Genomic DNA, 23676 nt, shown 5'->3' on the forward strand with positions numbered 1-23676 from the left:
TGTTGCTTCCCGGGGATTCTACGACTTGCCTTCCAGCCGGCGGCGCTCGTCTTCCGTGCGCAATTCCAGCCACATGGCGTTGAGGATGGCGAGGCAGCACGCCAGCGGCATGCCGAGCATCCAGGCGAAGTACCACATGTTTCTCTCCTCAGTAGGCCGAGTGATTGTCGCGTTCGATGGTTTCCTCGTCCACCTTACCCCACAGCACCTTGTAGACCCAGGCGGTGTAGACAAGCACGATGGGCAGGAAGATGAGGGTTGCCACAAGCATGTTGAACAGCGTCCGGTGGGTCGAGGATGCATCCCAGACCGTCAGGCTCGCCTCCGGCTGGACGGAAGACGGCAGGATGAACGGAAACATGGAGACGCCGACAGTTGAGATGATCCCGAAGATCGCCGTCTTGGAGACCGGAAAGATTAGCATTTCCAGCTTTGTCTGCAACAGGATCAGCGTCAGGAAAAGACCAAGGAAGCCGAGCGCCGGAGCCAGCCAAAGCACCGGGTGGACAGTGTAATTGTGCATCCATGCGCCTCCTTCCGTGATCGCCTGTTTGGCCAGGGGATTGGCGGCCATGTTCGGATCGATTTCGGAAGTGATACGGAACCCTTCCACATAGCCGCTGGCAACCAGATACCCTCCGAGCGCGAAAAGAACGATGGCGAGCCCGGCAGCGACCGTGCCGAACCGGCGGGCACGCCGGGCGATGTCGCCGCTGGCGCGCATGACCAGCCAGACCGATCCGTGCATGACCAGCATGGAAAGGGAAAGCAGCCCGCAGAGCAGCGAGAACGGCGAGAACAATCCGAAGAACGATCCCTCGTAGGTCATGCGAAGATCGTTATCCAGCGAGAATGGCACGCCGAGCAAAACGTTGCCGACAGCAACGCCGAAGACAAGCGCCGGAACGCAGGAGCCGGTGAACAGCGCCCAGTCCCAGGCAGTACGCCAGGATGGATCAGGCCGCTTGGAGCGGTACTTGAAGGCCACCGGCCGCAAGATCATGGCGGCAAGCACGACGAACATCGCCAGATAGAAGCCGGAGAAGCTGATGGCGTAAAGCGGTGGCCACGCAGCGAAGATCGCTCCGCCGCCGAGGATGAACCAGACCTGGTTGCCTTCCCAGGTCGGGCCGATGGTGTTGATGACGACGCGCCGCTCTATATCGGTCTCGGCGACGAAGGGCAGCAGCGTGCCGACGCCCATGTCGAAGCCGTCCATGACCGCAAAGCCGATCAGGAGGATGCCGAGCAGCAGCCACCAGATCATTTTCAGCACCGAGTAATCGATCAATTCATAGAGAACCATGTCTGCTTACTCCGCCGGAACAGTGGCTGAAGGAGAAACCGGCCGTCTGACGGAGGCGGGAAGGTCTTCCGTCCCCTCGCCGTCTTCCGGACCGATCTTGATATATTTGATCATCAGCGCGATCTCGATGACCAGCAGCACGCTGTAGAGCACGACAAAGCCGGCAAGCGTCAGCAGCACTTCGGTAACGCTGAGGCTGGAAACCCCGGCAGCGGTTGGCAGCATGCTCTCGATTATCCATGGCTGGCGGCCGTATTCGGCGACGAACCAACCCATTTCGCAAGCGATGAAGGGCAATGGAATGGACCAGACTGCAACATGCAGCATCCATCGGCGCTTCTCACGCATAAGGTCCAGCCGTCCGGAGGAAGAAAAGTAGAAGAAAACCGCCGTCATGAGGATGAAGAAGAAGCCGCAGGCCACCATGATGCGGAAAGCATAGAACATCGGCATGACTTCCGGCACCGTCGACCAGGCAGCCGCATCAACCTGTTCGGTCGTCGCTTCCATCGGATTGTCGGTGAACGGCAACAGCAGATAGGCATAGCCGAGAGAATTTTCGTTGATCCGGAAAGTCTCGCGCACATCCTCGCTGGCATTGGCCGGATCGTGACGGATCTTCTGCAATGCGTCCCAGGCAATCGCGCCCTGGCGGATTCGGTCCTTGGTGCGTTCGACGAGGTCCTTGATGCCGGGGATCACGGTGTCAAGCGAGCGGGTCGCGATCAGGCCCATGACGTAGGGCACTTCAATTGCGAAGACGTTCTCGCGTTTTTCCATGTCGGCCCAGGCGACAATGTTGAAGGATGCCGGCGCCGGCTCCGTGTCCCACATGGCCTCGATTGTGGCGAGCTTCATCTTCTGGTTCAGGTTCGCCTCATAGCCGCTTTCGTCGCCAAGGACGACCACCGAGAGGGCGGAAGCGAAACCGAAGGCGGAGGCAATGGCCATCGACCGCTTTGCAATCGCAATATGCCGCCCCTTGAGCATGTACCAGGCAGAGATGCCGAGCATGAACATGGCAGCCGTGACATAGCCGGCAGAAACCGTGTGCACGAACTTGGCCTGGGCCACCGGATTGAACAGCACCTCATAGAAGCTTGTGACTTCCATGCGCATGGTATCCGGGTTGAAGGCGGCGCCCACCGGATGCTGCATCCAGCCATTGGCGATCAGGATCCAGAGAGCGGAGAAATTGGTGCCGATGGCGACAGCCCATGTGGCCATAAGATGCTGGCGGCGGGAGAGCTTGTCCCAGCCAAAGAAGAAGAGCCCGACGAAGGTCGCTTCCAGAAAGAAGGCCATCAGGCCTTCGATCGCGAGCGGCGCCCCGAAGACGTCGCCGACATACTGGCTGAAATAGGCCCAGTTCATGCCGAACTGGAACTCCATCGTCAGGCCTGTCGCGACGCCAAGAACGAAGTTGATCCCGAAAAGCGTGCCCCAGAACTTGACCATCCGCTTCCAGATCTCGCGGCCCGTCATCACATAGACCGTTTCCATGGTCGCCAAAAGGACGGCGAGGCCTATGGTCAAGGGCACAAACAGGAAGTGGTAGAGCGCTGTCATGGCAAATTGCAGCCGGGACAGGTCAACGACGTTGAGTTCCATCGTATTCCCCCTTATCGGGCCAGTGAGAACCCGAGCACTAAAGACTGGAAAACCCGGCCTTCCGGCCGCCCCGGCAAGGTTACCGCTTCTCTGCCCGAGGAGCGGAAGTGCCTGCCAATCCCGTCAATGAACCGGCTTAGAAATTCGAGTCTTCCAATGCGGTGATCGTGGCCCAGTGCCAGGTCAAGGTCAATGCGACAGATCGGTTCACGCAACCTGAAGGCGTGCAAAACAGGACGCGAAGTCTTTGAATATCGGAAACAATCCGCAAAAGCAGCCTGTCCGGCCTCAGGACAAGGTGTCCAGCACGACAACCCTGTCCGCCCGCACCAGTTCCTGTTGCCTGTGCGCGATCATCAGAACCGAGGCCTTGCCCTTGAATGCAAAAAACCGGTCGAGCACATCAGCTGCGGTCGACGCATCCAGGCCTTCCGTCATCTCGTCCAGAATGAAAAGGTCCGGCGCTGTCAGAAACGCCCGCGCCAGCGCCAGGCGACGCTGTTCACCACCCGAAAGACCGAGCCCGCGCTCCCCCAGAACCGCGTTCAACCCCTCCCGGCCTTCCGCAATGCGGCCGGAGAGTGCCGCCTGCTGCAGCGCCTGCCAGAGCTGTTCATCGCTCGCCTCAGGATTGGCGATGCGCAGGTTCTCCGCGACGGTGTCGTTAAAGAGATAGGCCCACTGGCCGATCACGGTGATTTTCGCGCGCAGTTCCACCTCGCCGAACCGGCCGAGATCCTCGCCTTCCAGCCGGATGCATCCAGCAGCAGGTCGTCTCAGCCGCGCTGCGAGCGCTGCGACGGTGGACTTGCCGCAGCCGCTGCGTCCGGAGAGTGCAACCACCTCACCATGCCGGACGTCGAAAGACAGGTTTTCGACGACGTCCCGTTCGGCGCCCGGATAGCGGAAGACAACTTTGCTGAACGACAGGATCGGCCCCTTACTCTGCCTGCGAACCGCCTCGCCGTCTGCGCCCGGTGCTGCAGTCGTGTCTGCCGCCCCAAGTGCCAGAATGCGTCGGCAGGCGAGCATTGTGCGCGGAAGCTTCGCGAACCCCGGCAGCGTCATGGCAAAGATTTCCGGCAGTCCCATCACCACCAGAAGCAGTCCGATCGCCAGCGCCGGGCTCAATGTGCCGGTCAGGCTTGCGTCCGCGCAAACCAGAAGCGCAATTGCGAGGAACGCCTGACCGGCGAAGGCCGCAAGCGCGCTCAGCCGCTGTGCGCGGCGGTCTTCGATCTCTTCCGACAAGGCAAGACGCCGGTCCGCCTCCAGAACCGAGGCGGCAACGGCTTCACGTCCACCATAGATGGCGAGATCCCTGCGGCCGGCCGCAAGGTCGGTAGCGCGCAGACGCATGGCATCGAGCGCGGCATCGGACCTAATCGCTGTCGCCTTGTCGCAGCGAAATAGTACATGCAGTGCCAGCCCGGCCCAGAGCGCCAGAAAGGCGGCACCGGCAATCAGCAGCGCTGTCGAAAGCGAACTCCAGAGAAGCAGAGCACCCACTGCCACGGCAACCGCGACGGCGAGGGGAACGACCAGCCGAAGATAAATGGCATCAAGCGCGGAAATATCCAGCGTCAGCCGGTTGAGCAGCAGTCCGGAACGCCGTCCCACTCCACCGCGCGCCGCCATGGCCGAAAACAACCGGTTGCGAAAGCCGGTCAGGAAGCGGAACGTCGCATCGTGAGTCACGACACGTTCGCCGTATCGCCCAGCTGTGCGCAGGATCGCGAAGGCCCGGATCAATGCGCTCGGGGCGAAGATGTTTAGGAAAACTCCCGTCGTTCCGGCGACGGCGGCAGCCGTGATGAACCAGCCGGCGACGCCGAGCAACAAAAGACCGGCAACTGACGGCACCAGCGCCACGGCGAGACCGAGCCAGAAAAACAGGCGCCCTGCCCGGTGCTGCTGGCGGATGATGGTCCAGACGGATGTCATGCCGGCACCTCTTCAGGCCGAAGGCTGCCTTCTTCGCAAAGCGCGATCCGGCGGCCTGCGATGCATTGGAGGTTCGGATCGTGGGTCGCAATGATGGAAGTTCGGTTTTGAGTCAGCTTCTTCAGCCCCGCGATCACATCCGCCGCGGTTTCGGGGTCGAGGGAGGCGGTCGGTTCGTCAGCGAGCAGGATCGGCGCTGACTTTCGCATCGCGGCCCGCGCCAGCGCGACCCGGCGGACCTCGCCGACCGAAAGCCCAAAGCCGTCTTCTCCCAGCAGCGTGTCCAGCCCACGCGGCAGCCGCCGGACGAGTTCCTCTGCGCCTGCCAGCCGCAAGGCGGTCCAATAATCTTCGTCCCTTATCGTGTCCGGATCGTCGACAGCCCGCTTGAGATTGGACCTCAGGCTACCGTGAAAGAGCCTAGGTGCCTGCCCCAGCCAGATTACCTGGCGGCGCAACTCCTGCGCAATCTGATGAACTGGCCTGCCATCCACAAGGATCGCGCCTTCGACCGGCTCATGGAAGCCTAGAAGCGTGTCAATCAGCGTTGTCTTTCCGCTGCCGCTTGGACCTTCCAGCAGGACAGTTTCGCCGGCCGCGATCCGAAGATCGAGCTGATTGAAAACCTCTCGGCTTTCCAGGTGGATGGTCGCCGATCGGAACAGGATGTCCGGCGGCATCGCCAAGGTAAAGCCGCTACCGACACTGGCCGGGGCCGGGTCTAGCGACCGTCGGTCATCCGTATCCGTCGCAAAGAGCGTTTCAAGTTTCTCCAGAGCGGCCAGGCCACCTGCCCGGTCGTGGTAGGCGGCCGCAAAGGCCCGGAGCGGTGCAAAGAATTCGGGTGCCAGGAGGAGGACGAAAAGGCCCTCAGCAAAGGTTAGCGGCGCTCCCCAGGTGCCGGTTTGAATCTCTCCAAGCAGCGAGAAACCCACATAGACCGCGCAAAAGGCGATGCCGAGCGCGGCGAACAGCTCCAGTACCGTCGACGACAGGAAGGCGATTTTCAGGATCTGCATCGTCCCGGTTCGGAAGCGCTCTCCAGCTTCCGCAATCTGCGCTTCCGTCCGGCCGAGCGAACCGAAGACGGTCAAGGTCTCAAGACCGCGGATGCGATCGAGGAGAATGCCGCTCAGACGCGTCAGCTCCGCCTGCTGGCCGGCGCTTGCGGACTTGGCCTTCAGGCCGATCAACGCCATGAAGAGCGGAATTATCGGCCCGCAGATGAGCAGAATGAGCGCCGCAAGCCAGCTGACACAGGCGGTTGCCAGCACGATGCCGAGCGGCACCAGGCGGAGACGCATCGTCTGGGGTTCGTAGGTCCGGTAATATGGGCCGAGCAGATCGACCTGTTCGGTGACATGGGCCGCAAAAGCGCCGGAGGATGGAAAGGATGCCGCCGGCGAGCGGTCCACCGCACGCTTCAAAAGCTCTTGCCGCGCGCGGCTCTGGATGGCGCGGGCCGTCAGCCGCGCCATGTCTGCCGACCGGTTTTGCAGATAAAGTCGAAGCACCGCGACCAGAACTATGCCCACGGCCGAATACCAGACCACATCCTGGGGAAACACAGACGGTCCCGTAACGCCTGCAAATGGCAGCAGTCCGAGCGCCCATGCGATCAGGGCCGCCTGCCCGATCCAGAGAAGATCGGAAGCAGCCAACAGAAGGCCGGCCAGACGCAGGCTTTTGCTGTCAGCGGCATCCGCCTGGCCGAAGCAAGACGCAGAACCGCTGGTTCCGCCCGCCTCCATCTCCCCGACTGCCAAATTCTTCGGACTTTGCTTCGTCATCAGCCGTTTAGTGTCGCCCTGCCCGCCCAATTACAAGGGGCAGATTGCCACGGTGTCCGCCGTTTTGCCATGGAACGGATGTCTGCTCCCCAACGCTTCCTCTTCGGGTTAGACCCACATTTCCGTGTCCAGCCCAATCATCCTGACAGGAGGTTGTCAGGAGGCCTGTGCGATCTTTTGTTCAAGGGAGATTCCTCTGAAACTCAAGGAGACGAACATGTGCGAGCCCTGTCTCGAACTGGTGATTTTCAAGGTGAAGGATGCGGATGCCGCGCGTCATGCCCGCCGAAAGGCACGCGATACTGTCCAGACCTATGACGGTTTCCTGGCCTGGACGGCCTATGAAGCCGCTGAAGACGGCAATCTCTTTGCCGACCTGGTGTTGTGGCGCGACCTGGCCTCGGCCAAACGCGCGGCCGCGCGACTTGCAAAAGACCCGGTCTTCTCGGCGCTTCTTGCCGAGATCGACGGTCTCGTCTCGTTTGCGCATTATCATGCGGACTGGACCGTCGAAGCGCGGGCGCAGGCAGCCTGAGACCTGAGCCGGCGGAAAGACTTAAGCCTTGCATCCGCTTCTTCCGGATCGTCAAATATCGTCAGATACTCAACACCTTCCGGGAGAGAGACGAATGACAGGCAGGAGCAGAATTCCGGGACTGGACGGTTTCGTGATTGCCGCCCGCCTGGTGAGCTGGGGCATCTGGGGTCTTGGCGCTGCGCTTGCCGCGATCCTGCTCCTTGCCGCCACATTCACCGAAGCTCTGACCGCCTTCGCGGCTTTTCTCGTTCTGGGATATTGCGCGAGCCTGCTGATCATGGCCTATCGCGACGGAAAGCTGCTGCTGCCCTTTGGCTATATCTATCGCGAGAAGCAGCGCGCTGCTTTCTGGATATTCCTGAACATCTATTCCCTGCTGATCCCGGCCCTGCTGCTGGGGACTGCCGCCTATTATCTCGGCGTTTGATGTCCGGGTTCTAACTGGTGGATTAGTGGAGCGAATTTGACATTTGAGTCCCGCTCGCGGCTAGGCTGATGCTCAAATGTCAAATTCAAAAGCTCCACTAGAATCATATATTTATCTAGTGGTTCTTATGATTCTGACATTTGCTCCAGCGCTAGCAGCAGGGGGATGCAAATGTCAGAATCGAACCACTAGCGCCAGCTTTTACGGTCTACGACAACAAATATGTGTACCAACCGGTTGAAGTTTACTCAGCATTTGGTTCTGCAACCCCTCAGTAGTTCTGCAACGAGTTGAATCCACGAAGATCCGGCTCGCCTTCGCCTGGCGCGCGAGGCGCTTCATTCTACCGCTCGTTCTCAAGCTGGCGTTCCAGCGTGGCTATGACAGCAGCGATTGCCGCGTCGGCACGCTCCGCAGTGCATCTTGGCCGCAGCCGAGCAATGAGGAAGGGATCCCGGAACAGCTGTGTCGCGTCTTCGGCCAACTCGCAAGCCTTCGTTCTTTCCCGGCCCTCGAAAACTGTGCCGAGAATTTCCTCCAAGACGCTCTGCAGTTTCGCCACATGAAGTCCGACTGCCTCCGGGTTTTCCCCCGCAAGCGTCAGATAGGCCCGGAACAAATCCGGATCGGCATCATACCGGGCCGCTTTCAGGTCGCGTTGCACCCTGACAAAAGCCTTCAGTTTCGTTTGCCAGCTGTCCGCAGCGGATACTTTCTCCTGAAGACCGGCCTCGATTTCGGCAAACCAGCGCTCGGCCAAGGCAGCCATCAGGGCCGCCTTGTTCGGGATGAACCTATAGACATTCGACTGTGACATCCGGCAATCGGCCGCAAGATCGGTAACCGAGAAACGCGCTGTGCCAAGCCGCCTCAACCGGCGCTCCGCTGCCAAAAGCAAGGTTTCGCGGATTGCGCCTGCTTCTACCTTCGGTCTTGCCATACCTAGAGCCAGCGCCTGACGTTTTTTCTGTAGTCTTCGTAGCTTGAGCCGAATACCTGCCCGGCATTGCGCTCCTCGACCGGGATGTACCAGAACTCGGCAATCAGGAAAAAGGCGACCGCGAACAACACGTTCAAAAACTCGTTGGTGCATAGGGCGACCCCGAGCAGGATGAGCAGGAACCCCAGATACATCGGGTTTCGAGAAATCGCGTAGATCCCGGAAGTCACCAGCCGGGTCGGCGTGCGGAAAGTATGAATTTCCGTTTTCTGCGATCGGAACGTGCCGTGACCCTTTTTCAGGAAGACCAACCCCACGGCGGCAATCGCAAGACCTGCCCATTGGTAGGGCGCCGGGAACATCGGCGATCCGGGGCAAAAGATCGTGACCGGGATCATCGACAACAGGAAGACGCCGACAAGGGCGGGTGGAATTATCTGTGGCATGACAGGTCTCCAAAACCGTATATTGAAAGATAATAAATTTCATCTTTTATTATTTTACAAGTCAAAAAAGACGCCCCCGGCAAAACCGGGAGCGCCAAATCGGACGCAAGTCCGGGAGGAACTATTTCATCGTCGGAATGACGAACTCTGCCCCGTCCTTCAGACCCGACGGCCAGCGGGAGGTCACGGTCTTGGTGCGGGTGTAGAACTTGAACCCGTCCGAACCGTGCTGGTTGAGATCGCCGAAGCCGGACTTCTTCCAGCCGCCGAAGGTGTGATAGGCGAGCGGCACCGGAATCGGCACGTTGATGCCGACCATGCCGATATTGATGCGCGAGGCGAAGTCGCGGGCGGTATCGCCGTCACGGGTGAAGATCGCCGTGCCGTTGCCGTATTCGTGGCTGAGCGGCAGTTCGAGGGCTTCCTCGTAGTTCTGGGCACGGACGACAGAGAGAACCGGGCCGAAGATCTCGGTCTTGTAGATCTCCATGTCCTTGGTGACGTTGTCGAAGAGGCACCCGCCCATGAAGTAGCCGTTCTCATAGCCCTGCATGGAGAAATTGCGGCCATCGACGACGAGCTTGGCGCCTTCCTTGACACCCTGGTCGACGAGGCCCTTGACGCGGGCAAGCGCTTCCTTGGTGACCAGCGGGCCGAAATCGACATCGTTGCCTGCGGTGTATGGCCCGATCTTCAGGGCTTCGACCTTCGGGGCAAGCTTGGCAATCAGCGCGTCCGCGGTGCTGTCGCCGACCGGAACGGCGACGGAGACGGCCATGCAGCGCTCACCGGCGGCACCATAGCCTGCACCGATCAGAGCGTCGGCAGCCTGGTCCATGTCGGCATCCGGCATGATGATCATGTGGTTCTTGGCACCGCCGAAGCACTGGGCGCGCTTTCCGGAAGCCGTTGCACGGGCATAGACATACTGGGCGATCGGGGTGGACCCGACGAAGCCGACAGCCTGGATGGTTTCGTCGTCGAGGATCGCATCGACCGCGCTCTTGTCGCCGTTGACGACGTTGAGGACGCCCGCCGGCAAGCCGGCTTCGATCATCAGTTCGGCCAGCATGATCGGCACGGAAGGATCGCGCTCGGACGGCTTCAGGATGAAAGCGTTGCCGCTGGCGATAGCCGGGCAGAACTTCCACATCGGGATCATGGCGGGGAAGTTGAACGGCGTGATACCGGCAACGACGCCAAGCGGCTGGCGCATGGAGTACATGTCGATGCCCGGGCCTGCGCCCTCGGTGAACTCACCCTTGAGAAGATGCGGCGCGCCGATACAGAATTCGGCGACTTCCAGACCGCGGATGACGTCGCCCTTGGCGTCCGGCAGGGTCTTGCCGTGCTCGCGGGAGAGCGCCTCGGCAAGCTTGTCCATGTCGCGGTTGAGAAGATCGACGAACTTCATCATCACGCGAGCGCGGCGCTGCGGGTTGGTGGCAGCCCAGGCCGGCTGTGCGGCCGCGGCATTGGCAATGGCTGCGTCCATTTCAGCCTGGCTGGCGAGTGCGACCTGCGCCTGCACTTCGCCGGTTGCCGGATTGAAGACATCCGCATAACGGCCGGACGTGCCTTCAACACGCTTGCCGCCGATAAAATGACCGATCTTTTCCATGTCGCGTTTCTCCCAAAATGTCTGACGCGCCGGCTGACACTGAGGTGGCCGGGTCCGGCTTTCTTTCTGACTTTTATTTTTGCCGCAAACAAGACCCAGAAATCCGGACCTGTTGTGCATTTTTTATAGTTATGGCAATAAAACTTCGCGGCGATCACGATAGATCCAATCCTCTCTCCGTGTCATCCCGCTTGCGGCGAAGCGGAGAACCAGGCCCCTGGAATCCCGGGATGCGCATAGAGAAATGAGGATGACGGTGAAGTTTCCCGGATCCTCGCCTTTGCGGGAATGACGACGAGAAATTGGAAATTCAACGCCATGAACTGGGACGACATCCGCATCTTTCTTGCCATTGCGCGCTCGGGGCAGATCCTTTCCGCCGCACGGCGGCTCGGGCTCAATCATGCAACCGTCGCCCGGCGGCTGACGGCACTGGAGGACAGCGTCGGCACGCGTCTCTTCGACCGGTCGACCTCGGGCTGCGTCCTGACCGAGGCCGGCAGCCGCTTCTTCGAGCGGGCGGAACGGATCGAGGCCGAGGCCGTCGCGGCGGAAGCCGATCTTGGCCATGACACACCGGAGATTTCCGGCACCGTGCGCATCGGGGCTCCGGACGGTTTCGGTGTTGCCTATCTCGCGCCTCGCCTCGGCAAGCTTACGGAAAAGCATCCCGGGCTGACGGTACAGCTCGTGCCGGTGCCGCGGTCCTTCTCCCTCTCCCGGCGCGAAGCGGACATTGCAGTGACCATCGACCGGCCGGAGACCGGCCGGCTGGTGGCGGGAAAGCTCGTCGACTATTCGCTTGGTCTCTACGCTTCGCGAACCTATCTGAAGGCCCGCGGCACCCCCTCCACGGCAACAGATCTCAGCGCGCACGATCTGATCGGCTATGTGGAGGATCTTCTTTATTCGCCGTCGCTCAATTACGGGATGGAGATCGTCAAGAACTGGACCGCCCGCTTCGAGATTGCCTCAGCCCTCGGCCAGACCGAGGCGGTGCGGTCCGGCGCGGGTATCGGCATCCTGCACGATTTCATCGCACGCGATGATATAAAGCTTGTCGCCGTTCTGCCGGAAATCAAGCTGCGCCGGGCGTACTGGATGGTCACCCATGAAAGCTCGCGCCCGCTGCGCCACGTCGCTGCCGTCCAGGAATTCCTGCGCGATCAGATCGCGCGCGACAGGGCGATATTCGGCTGACCGGTCTCGCTGCTATCGCCAGCGTGCCGTGGCTTCCAACCATTCCCGTGTCCGCGTTTCCGGATCGGCGTTCAGAGTAATGTCGGTCACAACCGCCGCACTGTCGGCACCGTTTTCAAAGACGCCCGGCAGACGCTCCGGATTAAGGCCACCGATTGCGACCAATGGCAAATTGCCGACCCTGGCTTTCCACCGGGCGATCTTCTCGATCCCCTGCGGTGCCCATTTCATCTTCTTCAGGATCGTCGGATAGACCGGGCCCAGTGCCACGTAGTCAGGATTGACGCTGAGCGCCGTGCCCAGTTCCTCGCCGTCATGGGTCGAAACGCCGAGCCTCAAGCCCGCCTTGCGGATCGCGGCAACATCCGCGTCGGCCAGATCTTCCTGACCGAGATGGACGAAGTCGCAGCCCTCCTCAATGGCGAGCTGCCAGTAATCATTGACGATCAGCTGGCAACCGTGCTTCGCGCAGATCTCCTTGGAAGCGGCGATCTCGCGGCGCAGAACCTCTTCCGCAGCATCCTTGATGCGCAGCTGTACAAGCTTGACGCCGAGCGGGATCAACCGGGCAATCCAGTCGGAACTGTCGACGATGAGGTAAAAGGGATCGAGCTTCATTCAAACACCGCCATTCCAAGCACCGGGGTCGAGGGAACCGCCATATCGCGCGGTGCCAGGGGATTTGCTTCATATGCGAGCCGTCCAGCCTCGATAGCGAGACGAAAGGCCGTTGCCATGGCAACCGGATCGCCGGCCTTCGCCACTGCCGTATTGAGCAGCACCGCGTCGAAACCGAGTTCCAGGACTTGCGTTGCATGAGACGGGCGTCCGAGTCCTGCATCTACCACCAGCGGGATATCGGGGAAATGAGCGCGATAGGTCCTGAGCGCTTCCGGATTGACCGGACCACGCGCCGAGCCGATCGGCGCGCACCAGGGCATCAGCACCTTGCAGCCTGCTTCCAGCAGCTTCTCGCCAACGACGATGTCCTCGGTCGTATAGGGAAACACCTTGAAGCCATCCTCGCTCAGGATACGGGCAGCTTCCACCAATCCAAACACATCCGGCTGCAGGCTGTCGTGTTGTCCGATGACTTCCAGCTTGATCCAGTCCGTTCCGAACAAATCCCGCGCCATCTTCGCGGTCGTGACGGCTTCCTTGACCGAGTGGCAGCCGGCAGTGTTCGGCAGTATTTTGACACCAAGCTGCCGGATCAGCTCCCAGAACTTGCCGCCAGAACCGGTCCCAGCGCTTTCCCGGCGCAGCGAGACGGTCAGGATGTCCGTACCCGAGGCTTTCACCGCTTCTCCCAGGATCTTCGGCGAGGGATATTGCGCCGTGCCCAATAGAAACCGCGAGGCGATCTGTTCGCCGTAGAATTCCGGCATCTCTCAGCCCCCCTGCATCGGCGACAGGATCTCGATCCGGTCTCCGGCTGCGAGGCTGCAGGCAGAGCGTTCTTCCGCGATGACGAGATCGCCGTTGCGGGCGGTCGCAAGAAAGTCGTGGTCGTAGGCAAGTTCCTCCAGCAAAGCCGCCAGCGTGGTGCTCGCAACCTCCCGATCTTCGCCGTTAATGATGAGCTTCAAGGGTCTTCTCCTGAAGATGATGAAGGAGTGTCTTTGCGGCTTCGCTTGCATAGTGGGGCGCCAGCAAAAAGCCGTGGCGGTAAAAGCCGTTGAGCGAGAGGGTATTTTCGCTGAACGAAATGCGCGGCAGGTTGTCGGAATAGGCGGGCCGGAGCCCTGCCCCGGTCTCCACGATCTTGGCTTCCGCAAAACCCGGATGAAGGCTGTAGGCAGCGTTGAGCAGCTCCATCGTGGACCGGACGCTGACCGGGCCCTCGTCGCCGCTTTCGATCATTGTGGCGCCGACCATGAAAAGGTGATCTTCCCGCGGCACCACATAGACCGGAATGCGCGGATGCAACATCCGCACGGGCCGCGCCAGGGAAACGTCAGGCGCGTGAAGCAGCAGCATTTCACCGCGCACGGGCCGCAGGTCCGGATCGCCCGCGGCAATTCCTGTGCACTCGGCCACAAGACCGGCCTCCGCCCCCTGCCCGGCCTCAGCCCCGAAAACAAAGCGGACACCGTCTGCTTCCAGCTTTTTGCGCAGTGCCATGAGCGCCTTGCGCGGATCGAGATGCGCTTCTTCAGAAAAGAACAGCCCCCTTGCGAAACGGTCACCAAGGTCGGGTTCCAGACCGGAAATCTCTGCCGCACCGATCCTCTCGAATCCGGTCGTGCGGGAGGCGAACCTGTCGAGCTCGGCAATATCGCGCGGTGGCGCAACAACGAGTGTTCCCTTCCGGCTGACATGGCCGGGCAATACCTTGTCCCACCAGCAAATGCTTTCCCTGCCGAAGGTGAGCACGTCTTCTTCGGCATTCTCCCGCTCGCACCAGGGAGCCAGCATGCCACCGGCGAGCCACGAGGCGCTGCCGGTCTGGTCTTTTCGAACTTCGAGGATCGTGACGTCTGCCCCGCGCGCACGAAGCTCGTGAGCAAGAGCAAGGCCCGCCACACCTGCGCCGCGGATTGCAATTCTCATGACTGCCCCCTCAGGCTCGGCGAGGCAGATACGAAGTTCAAATTCGGAGGCGCAGTTTCCGGCACGCAGGACTTTCCGCAGCGATTGAACAGCACTGCACAATTCAGTCAGTCCGGCTGGAGAGGCTGCCCGGGATCTGATTCCGGGTTCCGGAACGCCCAAGACGAAGACACCCTCCCTTCGCCAGCATGACCTGGATCAGGTTCATCGGGTCCCTGCGCTGCGCGGATGCGCCCTGCAGTATCTCAGCCCCTTGTCGGGACACCCCGGGTGAACGCCAGTTGTGCCGGGACAGCAAGCGCGCTGTCAAGAGTGGAACGGCTGCCTCACCCCAGGTCGGGAAGATCGTCGAGGAACTGTTGCATGTCGGTGAAAGTCTGGAGTTTGTATACCCGGAGATGAGACGGCGGCGCGCGATAGACCGCGTCCAGCTTGACACGGGCGGATTGCCGGGTGCGCCAGATGAAGCGGACAAAGTCGACGGTTTGCAAATTGAACTGCTCCGGGCACCCGTCGGGCAAATCCGGGCGGCTCTGGCCGTAATAACGCAGCGAGCGTTTCAGCACGCGGTAGATCCGTCTGCCGACGGGAGCATCGAGCCAGACGAAGGTGTCGGCCCGCGCGATCCGTTCGGCATAGGTGCTCGAGTGACCGCCTTCGAAAATCCAGGTGTCCTTCATGTGCACTTCGTGGGTCATCCGGTCTTTCTCCGCGCGGCTCCGCTCGACCCAACCCGGCCGGTAGTGGATCTTGTCCATGTGAAAGACCGGCAATCCGGATTTTTGCCCGAGCGCGGCGGCGAACGTGCTCTTGCCGGAGCCGGGGCCGCCGACGATCATGACGCGTTTCATAATGCACCTTTTGGTTCGGAAGGGCCGGACGTTATACACGCTCCGGTTTTGACGGCAACCCGGAAACGGACTGTTCAATGGACACACGCGGCGCAGCAGCCCTATCTAACGAGGAGATGAAATTTTCCATCGAGGATGACGCTGATGAGCTGGTTGAACTGCCCCGATCCTATTGCCGGAAACGCAGCGAGCTGCGATCCGATCGAGACCATAATCGTCCCGCGGACTTCCGATCTCGGCGGTTTCTCCGTCCGCCGCGCGCTGCCCTCGGCCAGACGCCGGATGATCGGTCCCTTCATCTTCTTCGATCAGATGGGTCCTGCGGAGCTTCTCGTCGGCGGCGGCATCGATGTGCGCCCACATCCGCATATCGGTCTTGCAACTGTCACCTATCTCTTTGAAGGCGAGATGTATCATCGCGACAGTCTCGGCACCGAGATTGCCATTGCCCCGGGCGCCCTCAACTGGATGAGCGCCGGCAAGGGCATCGTTCATTCGGAGCGTGAACAGGCGGAGCGCAAGCAGCAGCCCCGCTCTCTCTTCGGCCTGCAGAGCTGGGTCGCCCTGCCGCAGCACCTTGAGGAAAGCGACCCCACCTTCCAGCATTTCGGAACGGATGAGCAGCCGGAGTTCGCCGACAAGGGAGCATCGGTCAAGCTGATCGCCGGAAGCCTTTATGGTCATAAGGCGCCGGTTCAAACGGCCTCGGACATGTTCTATGCGGACATCTCCCTCGCCCCCGGCGCAAAGATCCCGCTCGATGCCGGCTGGGAAGAACGCGGTCTTTACACGGTGTCCGGGCAGATCGAGGTCGCAGGCCAGAGCTTCGATCCCGCACAGCTTCTGGTCTTCAAGCCGGGTGACCATCTGGTAATCGAAAACAACACGCCCCATCCGGCACGCTTCGTTGTCCTCGGCGGGGAACCAATGGACGGCCGGCGTTACATCTGGTGGAACTTTGTCTCTTCCTCGAAGGAGCGCATTGAACAAGCCAAGGAAGATTGGCGGCAAGGCCGGTTCGATACGGTACCCGGCGACGCGGAGGAGTTCATTCCCCTTCCCGACCGTCCGGGGCCGTAATTGTCCAGCCGCTCTCCAGTGGCGGCGCCTGTTCGAAGCGGTCGGAGGGCCGGATCAGGTCCGGCTCGCCAAAATCGAGAATGATGTTGAGCCGGCGGCTTGCGCGCGCATCGCCGGTGAGCTTCGGGTCTTCGGGCGCAACCGACAGGCGGACGCCGCGATGGCTCGTCTCCAGCTTTGCAAAACCGGAAATAGCCGTCCTGAAGTCTTCCGGAACCGTCCAGCCGTAGCGGCCCGCAAGGGCGTCAATCACCAGCCAGACGGCTTCGAGACCGATCTGCTTCTGTTTCGGATCCTCGACAACCAGCTTCAGCCTCAAATAGTCGATCTTGGTTTCAGAAGGACCGCGCAGCAGGAAGAACAGGGTCGTCGGACCATAGTCGACACTCGGGGTCGTCAGTGGCACCAGTTCGGATGCGCATTGCCAGCGCTTCGTCTGAAACGGCGCCCGGCGCCAGCCCGGGTTTTCAAGACCGAGGCTGCCCAGCTCGGTGCAAAGGGCATCGGGCTGGCCCAAAAAAGCGCGTTTGAGTTCAGCCGCAAGCTCCGGCTTCGGATTGAGCAAGGCGGTTCTTGTGATTTCAGGCAACGGCTGCAGGGGATCCGGTAAAGGCTGCTCGATGGCAACCTCTTCGACATCGGCCCCCTGACGGAAATGCCAGAGCGTACCGCCGATTGTTGCGCTTGCGATGATCAGCGCCAATGCCCCCCAGAGATAATAGGATGCAAGGAAGGAAGCCCTGGAAGTTGGGTGTCCCGGCACCGATGGCGCGGCTTTTCGGGGAGACGTGACAGGCTCGGCGGCATCGTCCGCCCACCGCGGTCCGCTGCTGCGGGCCTTCGGCTGTCGAGCGGACCGCATGTCCTTGTCGTGGCGGGTGTCTTCCATTTGAGTCTTGTGACAGAGTTCTCGTTCGTTCGCTACCGGATGCGGTGTTCCGGTCCTGGGCATAGGCACGTCCTGCAACCAACTGCACATATGACCTTCCGGCAGACGGTTTTGTCCTAAAGTCCAAAAATGGCGCTTCTGCGGGCGAACGTCTCAGGTATTTCAGGAAAACTGTCGCGCTTAACGGCTAAAGTTGTTCGGCAGGGGCAAGAAGCCGCGCTTCGCACTTGAAGCAAAGACCTTTCGGCTTATAGGGTGCGTCGCGATCAGCCGCTCTTGCCCGGATTTGCCATGCCCACTGAAATGACCTCGCCATTTCCGGCCGACACCAAGACACTGCGCCGGAAGATCATCGAAACGGCACGGGCGCTTCCAAGGCTCGGTCTCACCAAGGGCACCTCGGGCAATGTGAGCGCGCGAATCGGCAGCGGCTTCCTCATCACGCCGTCCGGCACGCCCTATGAGGACCTAGAGGAAGACAGCATCGTCGCCGTCGATTTCGACGGCTGCTACCGGGGCGATATTCTGCCCTCTTCTGAATGGCGGATGCATCTGGATTTCTATCTGGCGAAACCGGCCTGTGGTGCCGTCGTGCATTGTCACAGCCCGCGGGCAACGGCACTCGCCTGCCATCGACGCGGCATTCCGGCCTTTCATTACATGGTGGCCCTGGCGGGCGGCGACCGGATCGACTGTGCGGCCTATGCCAGCTTCGGCACAAAGGCACTTTCGGAGGCCATGATCGCCGCACTTGGCGCGCGCAATGCCTGCCTTCTTGCCAATCACGGCCAGATCGCCGGTGGACCGACGCTGAAAAAGGCGCTCTCGGTCGCGGAAGGTGTCGAGGATCTTGCGGATCAATATCTGTCGTCCCTGGCGCTTGGCGAACCGGTGATCCTGAGTGCCGACGAGATGGCGGACATTCTGAAAAAATTCAAAAGCTACGGCAAACAGACAAAAGACCTCGAAGACGGTCAGGCGGCCGCCTTCGAATTGCCAAAACGGGTGGACTGAAATGCGGCTTGGAATCGACTGGGGCGGAACGAAAATCGAAATCATCGCCCTTTCTAACGAAGGAATGGAACTGCACCGTCAGCGGGTCGATACGCCGCGCGACGATTATCAGGGCTGTCTGGAGGCCGTCCGCTTTCTAGTGGAAGCCGCGGAAGCTGCGACCGGCGAAACCGGAACGCTTGGCCTCGGCATTCCGGGGTCGCTGTCTCCGCGTACGGGGCTGGTCAAGAACGCCAATTCCACCTGGATGAACGGCAAGCCGCTGGACAAGGATCTGCAGGCGATCCTCGGCCGTCCCGTCAGGATCCAGAACGATGCCAATTGCCTGGCTGTTTCCGAAGCGACGGACGGTGCCGGTGCCGGTGCTCACATCGTCCATGCCATCATCATCGGAACGGGCAGCGGTTCGGGCATTGCGATCGATGCCAAGGCACATCTCGGTGCCAACGGCATTGGCGGCGAATGGGGCGGGATTACCGTGCCGTGGCTCAAACCGGAGGAATATCCGGGGCCGGACAGCTGGATCGGCCACAAGGGTGTTATCGACCGTTGGTGTTCCGGGACCGGTTTCCAGCTCGACTACAAGGAAAAGACCGGAACGCTTCTGAAGGGTCATCAGATCATGGACCTGAAACGGTCTGGCGACGCGACCGCGACGGCGGTTTATGAGGCCTATGTCAGCCGCCTCGCACGCGCGCTCGCCATGTCGGCCAATCTCCTCGACCCGGATGTCTTCGTGCTCGGCGGCGGCATGTCGAATGTGGACGAGCTCTATGAAGACCTGCCGCCCGTCATGGCGCCCTATATCTTCTCCGACACGTTCGAGACGCCGATCCGCAAGGCGGTTCACGGTGACAGTTCCGGTGTGCGCGGTGCTGCCTGGCTGTGGGGATAAGCTTCCGGTCGTCAAACGACGAGCCATAAACCAAAAAGGCCTGCGCGAAAGCACAGGCCTTTTTGGGTTCCGGCAAAGCACGTGGTCAGGTCTTCAGGCGGCCAAGCGTCACCAGGACGATCCCGATACCGACCGAGGCGACGGCAGCCAGTTTGGCAAGGTTGGGAACCTCGCCGAAGACCAGGAACCCGAGGCCGAGACCAACAACGGCCGCGACCGACCCGATCTGGCTGAGATAGACCGGCCCCGCGGTCTGCTGCAGACGGAAGTAGAGGCCGTATTGAATGGCGAAGATGGCCGTCTGAGCTGCAAGGAGCCCCGCCGAGGCCGAGGTCCAGGTTACCGGCACCACCGGGATACCGGCGATCGCGGTGAAGAGCGCCAGCGCCATAAAGCCGGTTGCCATCATGCCGAGCGCCAGATCGACAGGTTTCACCCCATTCGGCCATTGCATCGTGCGGTAGATGTTGCCCGTTGCCAGGAAAACCGGGATCGACAGCGCGATCATCGACCACCAGGACGCTTCCACCGAAAGATCCTTGCCGGAAACCGCGAGCAGGACACCGCCGGCGAGCCCGAAGAGCACACCCGTTCCCCTGAGCAACTGCGGACGCTCCAGCCGAAGCAACACCGCGAAGGCGTAGGTCAGGACCAGCGGAAAGGCGAAACTCAGCGAGACGAAGCCTGCCCCCACCTTAGGTGCCGCATTGACCGCGATCATGTTGGGGATGATGAACAGGACCCCGCTCATCAACAGATAGATGCCCAGTCGCCCATAGCCGCCTTCCGGTCGCGAGACCTCTGCTTTCCGCCTGCCGTTGCCGAGCCGGGTAATCAGGAACAGCCCCAGGGCACCACCCAGGATCGACCATTGCAGCAAGGCCAGCGGATGCCAGCCCGCGGAAGGGCCCGCCTTGGCGATGATGGTGGATACGGCAAGAAAACTGCCGACGACAAGAAGAAGAACAAGGGGCTGCTCAAGCGCAACTGTGCGACCCCTCTTCCCGTCTGCCCCCGCTTCCGAACTGATCGTGTCCGCCATCGGACTGTCCTTTCTGAGACGTGACGCCGGCCCTCTGCCGCGTCGATAGGACAGAGGTATCATTTTTTATCTCGTTTTCAAGATACTTTACATCAAGATTCTTGACTGCAATTGACATCTCCCCGAAAACCGGAGAGTCTCCGGAGGAGAAAGAAACGAAAGATCAGACATTTATCCAGCGTCCACACATCGCACACGAAAAAGGTGTATGAGACGCCGTGCCCCCAATACGGAACGCGTTCGATGACAGCTCAGTCCCCCGGCTCCAAGGCCTCGAAAGACCATCTCTTCGGAGATCCGGAGGATCTCCTGCTTGACCGCGCCGAGCGTGCGCGGCGGCAATGGCAGAAGGAATTGCCGGATTTCAAGGACCGGCTCGCGCCCATGGTCCTTCTCGGACGCTTGAACGAAGCGGCACAGGTGCTGAGCCGGGACTATCTCGCCCCTGCCTATGCGGATATCGGGTTGAAGACCGGCGAATTTGATGTGCTTGCGACGCTCGTGCGGTCCGGCCCGCCCTACAAGCTGACACCGACAGAGCTTTACCGGACGACAATGATGAGTTCGGGCGGCATGACGGCCCGGGTGGACAAGCTTGAAAAGGCCGGGCTGGTCGAACGCTGTCCGCATCCGGATGACCGCCGCGCGCTGACCGTGTGCCTGACGGAAAAGGGCCTCAACCTGATCAAGACACAGATGGCCGGCTATATCGACACGCAGCACCGTGCAGTCGGGGGATTGACCGGCGAGGAACAGCAGCAATTGTCCGGCCTACTGGAAAAGTTGATCCGGTCGGTCAGCGATCCTCTTTCCAAAAACCGCTGATCTAGGCGGCCGTTTCGCGCAGGACCGATTCCAGCAGGGTCCATTGCCGCTGCGAGATTGCCTCCCTCGAGGCCAGCACCCAATAGGTCTGGGGACTGGCAAGCGTCTCCTCGCACGGCCTTTGCAGACGCCCGGTTTCCAGGTCCTCTCGGCAAAGTGGAAGCGAGGCGAGCAGAACACCGTGTCCGGCACGCGCTGCGCCGAGGGCCGAGACGAAGGTGTCGAACCTCAGCGCGGGAAGCGGCGTCGACGGCGTAGCGAAGCGCGCACTCCATTCGCTCCATCCGGGCCGAGGACCGGAAAGCGCAATACGCGGCAACTCCGTCCAGGGCTTGCCGGACTGTAGCAAATCCGGCGAGGCAACCGGAGCAATGCGTTCACCAAACAGCGGAAACCGGTACGCAACGGGCCAGTCGCCGCTGCCATAGCGGATGCGGATCATGTCGTCTTCCTGCGGCGTGTCCGTGGTCAGGACCATGGTGCGGAAGGAGAGCTGTGCATCGATCCCGGCAACGAGACGGCCAAGCCGCGGCTGGATCCAGAGATCGATGACCGACGAACTTGCCGAAACAGTCAGCCTGTTTCGCGAAACGCCGAACAATCCCTCCGTGCTCCGGCGCAGGCTTTCGAATGCCGAACGCACATGCGGCAGCCAGGCTTCGCCCTCCACGCTCAAGGCAATGCTGCGCGCCTGACGCAGGAAAAGCTGAGTGCCGAGCCGCTTCTCAAGCTTGTCGATCCGCTGGCTGACGGCCGCTTGGGTCACACCGATGTCCCGCGCGGCTGCGGTAAAACTGCCGCAACGCGCGGCAGCTTCGAAAGCACGCACCCACTCCAGCGGCAGGTTCTCGAGCCGGGACCGATCCATTAGCAAAACACCATCTCAGTCTTGAAATTCGTAATTTGATTTAATGGATAGTTCGCCCGATCCTTGGTTTCAATCACTGAACTCAAGGATCTGACCGATGGCGGACGTATCAATCCTGGATGGCGGTACTTATCTTGCCCTGACGACCGGCGGTAAGACACACCGGTTCCACGCGATCTGGCTGCGCGACAATGCGAGCGACCCTGAGACGCGATCGCCCGGCAACGGCCAGCGCCTGATCGCCTTGCGCGACATTGACGCCGGCACCAGGATTTCAGCCGCGGAAATCCGGAACGGCTCCCTGTCGGTTACCTTCGCGCCAGAAGGCAAGACGGTGAGCTATTCCCTTCCCTGGCTGCTTGCCAATTCCTACGACCGCCCGGAGGCCAACCCAAGCGGCTGGTTATCCGATGGCGTCGAAACCTGGGACGCGAAACTGAACCGGCAGGTTCCTACTGCGGATTTTGAAGCTGTCCGCACCGATCCATCCGTGAAAGGACAGTGGCTTGCACAGATCGCGAAATACGGCTTTGCCAAGCTGACCGGCGGTCCAGTCGAGGACGGTGCCCTGATGAAGGTGGTGGAACTCTTCGGTTATGTCCGGGAGACGAACTACGGACGCCATTTCGAGGTCCGCACGGAAGTCAATCCGACGAACCTTGCCTTTACCGGCCTCGGCCTCCAGGCCCATACGGACAACCCCTACCGCGATCCTGTGCCGACGGTTCAGGTGCTCTATTGCCTCGAAAGCACCGCTGCGGGCGGCGAAAACATGGTGGTCGACGGCTTTGCGGCAGCGCTTCGCCTCAGAGATGAAAACCCGGCGTGGTTCGACGTTCTCAGCCGCTATTGTGCAAGGTTCGAATATGCCGGTGAAAAGGGCGTGGCGCTGCGCTCGCGCAGGCCGATGATTGAACTTGCCCCCGACGGCGAGCTGATCGCAATCCGCTTCAACAACCGCTCTGCCGCCGCAATCACCGACGTTCCGTTCGAGGACATGGCGACCTACTACGCAGCCTACCGCAAGCTGGGGGAAATCATCGACGACACCGCGATGGAAGTGACCTTCCGGCTGGAACCGGGCGAGTGTTTCATCGTCGACAACACGCGCGTCCTGCATGCGCGCAAGGCCTATTCCGGCACTGGTACCCGCTGGCTGCAGGGATGTTATGCCGACAAGGACGGCCTTCTTTCGACGCTGGCTGCGCTGCAATCCGCCTTGCCGGAGGCTGCGGAATGAGCAAACCGGAGTTTGCCGACCTTTCGCGTGAAAACATCGTCGCCTTTCTTGGCGATATCTTCGAGCGCTGCGGCGACGAGGAATATCTCGGCGAGCCGGTCACAATGGCCGAGCACATGTTGCAGGGGGCAACACTGGCGGAGCAGAACGGGCTCGACGAAGACATCATCGTCGGCGCCCTATTGCACGATATCGGTCACTTCACCTCCGAATTCGGCACGTTTTCGATGGAGGACACAGTGGACCGCTTTCACGAGGAAGCGGGTGCCGAAGTGTTGGCGCAGTTCTTCCCATCCGTCATCACCGACTGCGTGCGCCACCACGTTGCCGCCAAGCGCTATCTCTGCGCAACCAAGCCCGACTATTTCAAGCGCCTTTCCGAAGCCTCCGTTCACTCGCTCAATTTGCAGGGCGGGCCGATGAGCGCCGAGGAAGTCGCCGAGTTCGAAAAGAATCCGAACCTGAAAAAGATCATCCAGGTGCGTTATCTCGATGAAGCCGGCAAGCAGCCGGACATGGCAACGCCCGACTTCTGGCACTTCGCGCCGATGGTGCAGCGGATCGTCGACAGGCATCTCGGTGAATAGGCCAGTCCA

General features: G+C 60.9%; 25 protein-coding genes and 1 riboswitch. Of the genes, 9 read left to right on the forward strand and 16 right to left on the reverse strand.

Annotation, left to right across the window (positions count from 1 at the left end):
- Positions 1-18: 18 nt before the first annotated feature.
- From cydX to cydD, 5 genes are all read right to left on the reverse strand, one after another.
- Complete coding sequence (gene cydX / locus ACX3M4_RS05570) at positions 19-138, reverse strand: cytochrome bd-I oxidase subunit CydX (RefSeq protein WP_459357596.1); 120 nt, start codon at positions 136-138, stop codon at positions 19-21.
- A gap of 10 nt (positions 139-148) precedes the next feature.
- On the reverse strand, positions 149-1306 hold the full coding sequence (gene cydB / locus ACX3M4_RS05575) for a cytochrome d ubiquinol oxidase subunit II (protein ID WP_459357597.1): 1158 nt from the start codon (positions 1304-1306) through the stop codon (positions 149-151).
- A gap of 6 nt (positions 1307-1312) precedes the next feature.
- Positions 1313-2917 carry a cytochrome ubiquinol oxidase subunit I gene (locus ACX3M4_RS05580; RefSeq protein ID WP_459357598.1) on the reverse strand — a complete coding sequence of 535 codons (1605 nt, stop codon included), beginning with the start codon at positions 2915-2917 and terminating at the stop codon, positions 1313-1315.
- A gap of 288 nt (positions 2918-3205) precedes the next feature.
- Complete coding sequence (gene cydC / locus ACX3M4_RS05585) at positions 3206-4861, reverse strand: thiol reductant ABC exporter subunit CydC (RefSeq protein WP_459357599.1); 1656 nt, start codon at positions 4859-4861, stop codon at positions 3206-3208.
- Complete coding sequence (cydD, locus tag ACX3M4_RS05590) at positions 4858-6651, reverse strand: thiol reductant ABC exporter subunit CydD (protein ID WP_459357600.1); 1794 nt, start codon at positions 6649-6651, stop codon at positions 4858-4860. The genes cydC and cydD overlap by 4 nt, the downstream gene beginning before the upstream one ends.
- Positions 6652-6868: 217 nt before the next feature.
- Here cydD and ACX3M4_RS05595 point away from each other — a divergent pair, with 217 nt between their 5' ends.
- Entirely contained in the window at positions 6869-7186 is a 318-nt protein-coding gene (locus ACX3M4_RS05595; protein WP_459357601.1) for a hypothetical protein, read from the forward strand.
- A gap of 94 nt (positions 7187-7280) precedes the next feature.
- Entirely contained in the window at positions 7281-7616 is a 336-nt protein-coding gene (locus ACX3M4_RS05600) for a hypothetical protein (RefSeq protein WP_459357602.1), read from the forward strand.
- 343 nt (positions 7617-7959) lie between these two features.
- On the opposite strand, the gene ACX3M4_RS05605 is transcribed toward ACX3M4_RS05600, so the two are convergent.
- From ACX3M4_RS05605 to ACX3M4_RS05615, 3 genes are all read right to left on the reverse strand, one after another.
- Entirely contained in the window at positions 7960-8556 is a 597-nt protein-coding gene (locus tag ACX3M4_RS05605; protein ID WP_459357603.1) for a TetR/AcrR family transcriptional regulator, read from the reverse strand.
- A gap of 2 nt (positions 8557-8558) precedes the next feature.
- The gene (locus ACX3M4_RS05610) at positions 8559-9002 is read right to left on the reverse strand and encodes a methyltransferase family protein (protein ID WP_459357604.1); all 444 of its coding nucleotides are present in this window, start codon (positions 9000-9002) and stop codon (positions 8559-8561) included.
- Positions 9003-9123: 121 nt separating this feature from the next.
- Entirely contained in the window at positions 9124-10623 is a 1500-nt protein-coding gene (locus tag ACX3M4_RS05615) for a CoA-acylating methylmalonate-semialdehyde dehydrogenase (RefSeq protein ID WP_459357605.1), read from the reverse strand.
- Between the two features lie 318 nt (positions 10624-10941).
- Here ACX3M4_RS05615 and ACX3M4_RS05620 point away from each other — a divergent pair, with 318 nt between their 5' ends.
- Positions 10942-11823, forward strand: a complete 882-nt coding sequence (locus ACX3M4_RS05620; RefSeq protein ID WP_459357606.1) for a LysR family transcriptional regulator — start codon at positions 10942-10944, stop codon at positions 11821-11823.
- A gap of 12 nt (positions 11824-11835) precedes the next feature.
- Here the strand turns inward: ACX3M4_RS05620 and ACX3M4_RS05625 are convergent, their stop codons facing one another.
- From ACX3M4_RS05625 to ACX3M4_RS05645, 5 genes are all read right to left on the reverse strand, one after another.
- A complete protein-coding gene (locus ACX3M4_RS05625) occupies positions 11836-12441 on the reverse strand; it encodes a thiamine phosphate synthase (RefSeq protein ID WP_459357607.1) in 606 nt (201 codons plus the stop codon).
- Positions 12438-13211 carry a thiazole synthase gene (locus ACX3M4_RS05630; RefSeq protein ID WP_459357608.1) on the reverse strand — a complete coding sequence of 258 codons (774 nt, stop codon included), beginning with the start codon at positions 13209-13211 and terminating at the stop codon, positions 12438-12440. The genes ACX3M4_RS05625 and ACX3M4_RS05630 overlap by 4 nt, the downstream gene beginning before the upstream one ends.
- Positions 13212-13214: 3 nt before the next feature.
- A complete protein-coding gene (gene thiS, locus ACX3M4_RS05635) occupies positions 13215-13412 on the reverse strand; it encodes a sulfur carrier protein ThiS (protein WP_459357609.1) in 198 nt (65 codons plus the stop codon).
- A complete protein-coding gene (gene thiO, locus ACX3M4_RS05640) occupies positions 13396-14376 on the reverse strand; it encodes a glycine oxidase ThiO (RefSeq protein WP_459357610.1) in 981 nt (326 codons plus the stop codon). Before thiO ends, thiS begins: the two co-directional genes overlap by 17 nt.
- 157 nt (positions 14377-14533) lie before the next feature.
- Positions 14534-14655, reverse strand: a riboswitch (TPP riboswitch).
- A 47-nt stretch (positions 14656-14702) separates the two neighbouring features.
- Entirely contained in the window at positions 14703-15215 is a 513-nt protein-coding gene (locus ACX3M4_RS05645; protein WP_459357611.1) for a P-loop NTPase family protein, read from the reverse strand.
- 156 nt (positions 15216-15371) lie between these two features.
- Here ACX3M4_RS05645 and ACX3M4_RS05650 point away from each other — a divergent pair, with 156 nt between their 5' ends.
- Complete coding sequence (locus ACX3M4_RS05650) at positions 15372-16307, forward strand: pirin family protein (protein WP_459357612.1); 936 nt, start codon at positions 15372-15374, stop codon at positions 16305-16307.
- On the opposite strand, the gene ACX3M4_RS05655 is transcribed toward ACX3M4_RS05650, so the two are convergent.
- On the reverse strand, positions 16276-17196 hold the full coding sequence (locus ACX3M4_RS05655; RefSeq protein WP_459357613.1) for a DUF6030 family protein: 921 nt from the start codon (positions 17194-17196) through the stop codon (positions 16276-16278). The two genes, ACX3M4_RS05650 and ACX3M4_RS05655, sit on opposite strands and share 32 nt — an antisense overlap.
- 291 nt (positions 17197-17487) lie before the next feature.
- Here ACX3M4_RS05655 and ACX3M4_RS05660 point away from each other — a divergent pair, with 291 nt between their 5' ends.
- A complete protein-coding gene (locus ACX3M4_RS05660) occupies positions 17488-18210 on the forward strand; it encodes a class II aldolase/adducin family protein (protein ID WP_459357614.1) in 723 nt (240 codons plus the stop codon).
- Position 18211: 1 nt separating this feature from the next.
- Positions 18212-19105: an ROK family protein gene (locus ACX3M4_RS05665; RefSeq protein ID WP_459357615.1), complete on the forward strand. Its 894-nt coding sequence runs from the start codon at positions 18212-18214 to the stop codon at positions 19103-19105.
- 85 nt (positions 19106-19190) lie between these two features.
- Here ACX3M4_RS05665 and ACX3M4_RS05670 read toward each other — a convergent pair whose 3' ends face one another.
- A complete protein-coding gene (locus ACX3M4_RS05670) occupies positions 19191-20147 on the reverse strand; it encodes a DMT family transporter (protein ID WP_459357616.1) in 957 nt (318 codons plus the stop codon).
- A gap of 243 nt (positions 20148-20390) precedes the next feature.
- Here ACX3M4_RS05670 and ACX3M4_RS05675 point away from each other — a divergent pair, with 243 nt between their 5' ends.
- On the forward strand, positions 20391-20972 hold the full coding sequence (locus tag ACX3M4_RS05675; protein ID WP_459357617.1) for a MarR family winged helix-turn-helix transcriptional regulator: 582 nt from the start codon (positions 20391-20393) through the stop codon (positions 20970-20972).
- A 1-nt stretch (position 20973) separates the two neighbouring features.
- On the opposite strand, the gene ACX3M4_RS05680 is transcribed toward ACX3M4_RS05675, so the two are convergent.
- Complete coding sequence (locus ACX3M4_RS05680; protein WP_459357618.1) at positions 20974-21840, reverse strand: LysR family transcriptional regulator; 867 nt, start codon at positions 21838-21840, stop codon at positions 20974-20976.
- A 97-nt stretch (positions 21841-21937) separates the two neighbouring features.
- On the opposite strand from ACX3M4_RS05680, the gene tmpA reads away from it, so the two are divergent.
- A complete protein-coding gene (gene tmpA / locus ACX3M4_RS05685; protein WP_459357619.1) occupies positions 21938-23080 on the forward strand; it encodes a 2-trimethylaminoethylphosphonate dioxygenase in 1143 nt (380 codons plus the stop codon).
- Entirely contained in the window at positions 23077-23667 is a 591-nt protein-coding gene (tmpB, locus tag ACX3M4_RS05690) for a (R)-1-hydroxy-2-trimethylaminoethylphosphonate oxygenase (protein WP_459357620.1), read from the forward strand. The genes tmpA and tmpB overlap by 4 nt, the downstream gene beginning before the upstream one ends.
- Positions 23668-23676 lie beyond the last annotated feature (9 nt).

The sequence above is a fragment of the Roseibium sp. M-1 genome (genome assembly GCF_054515675.1).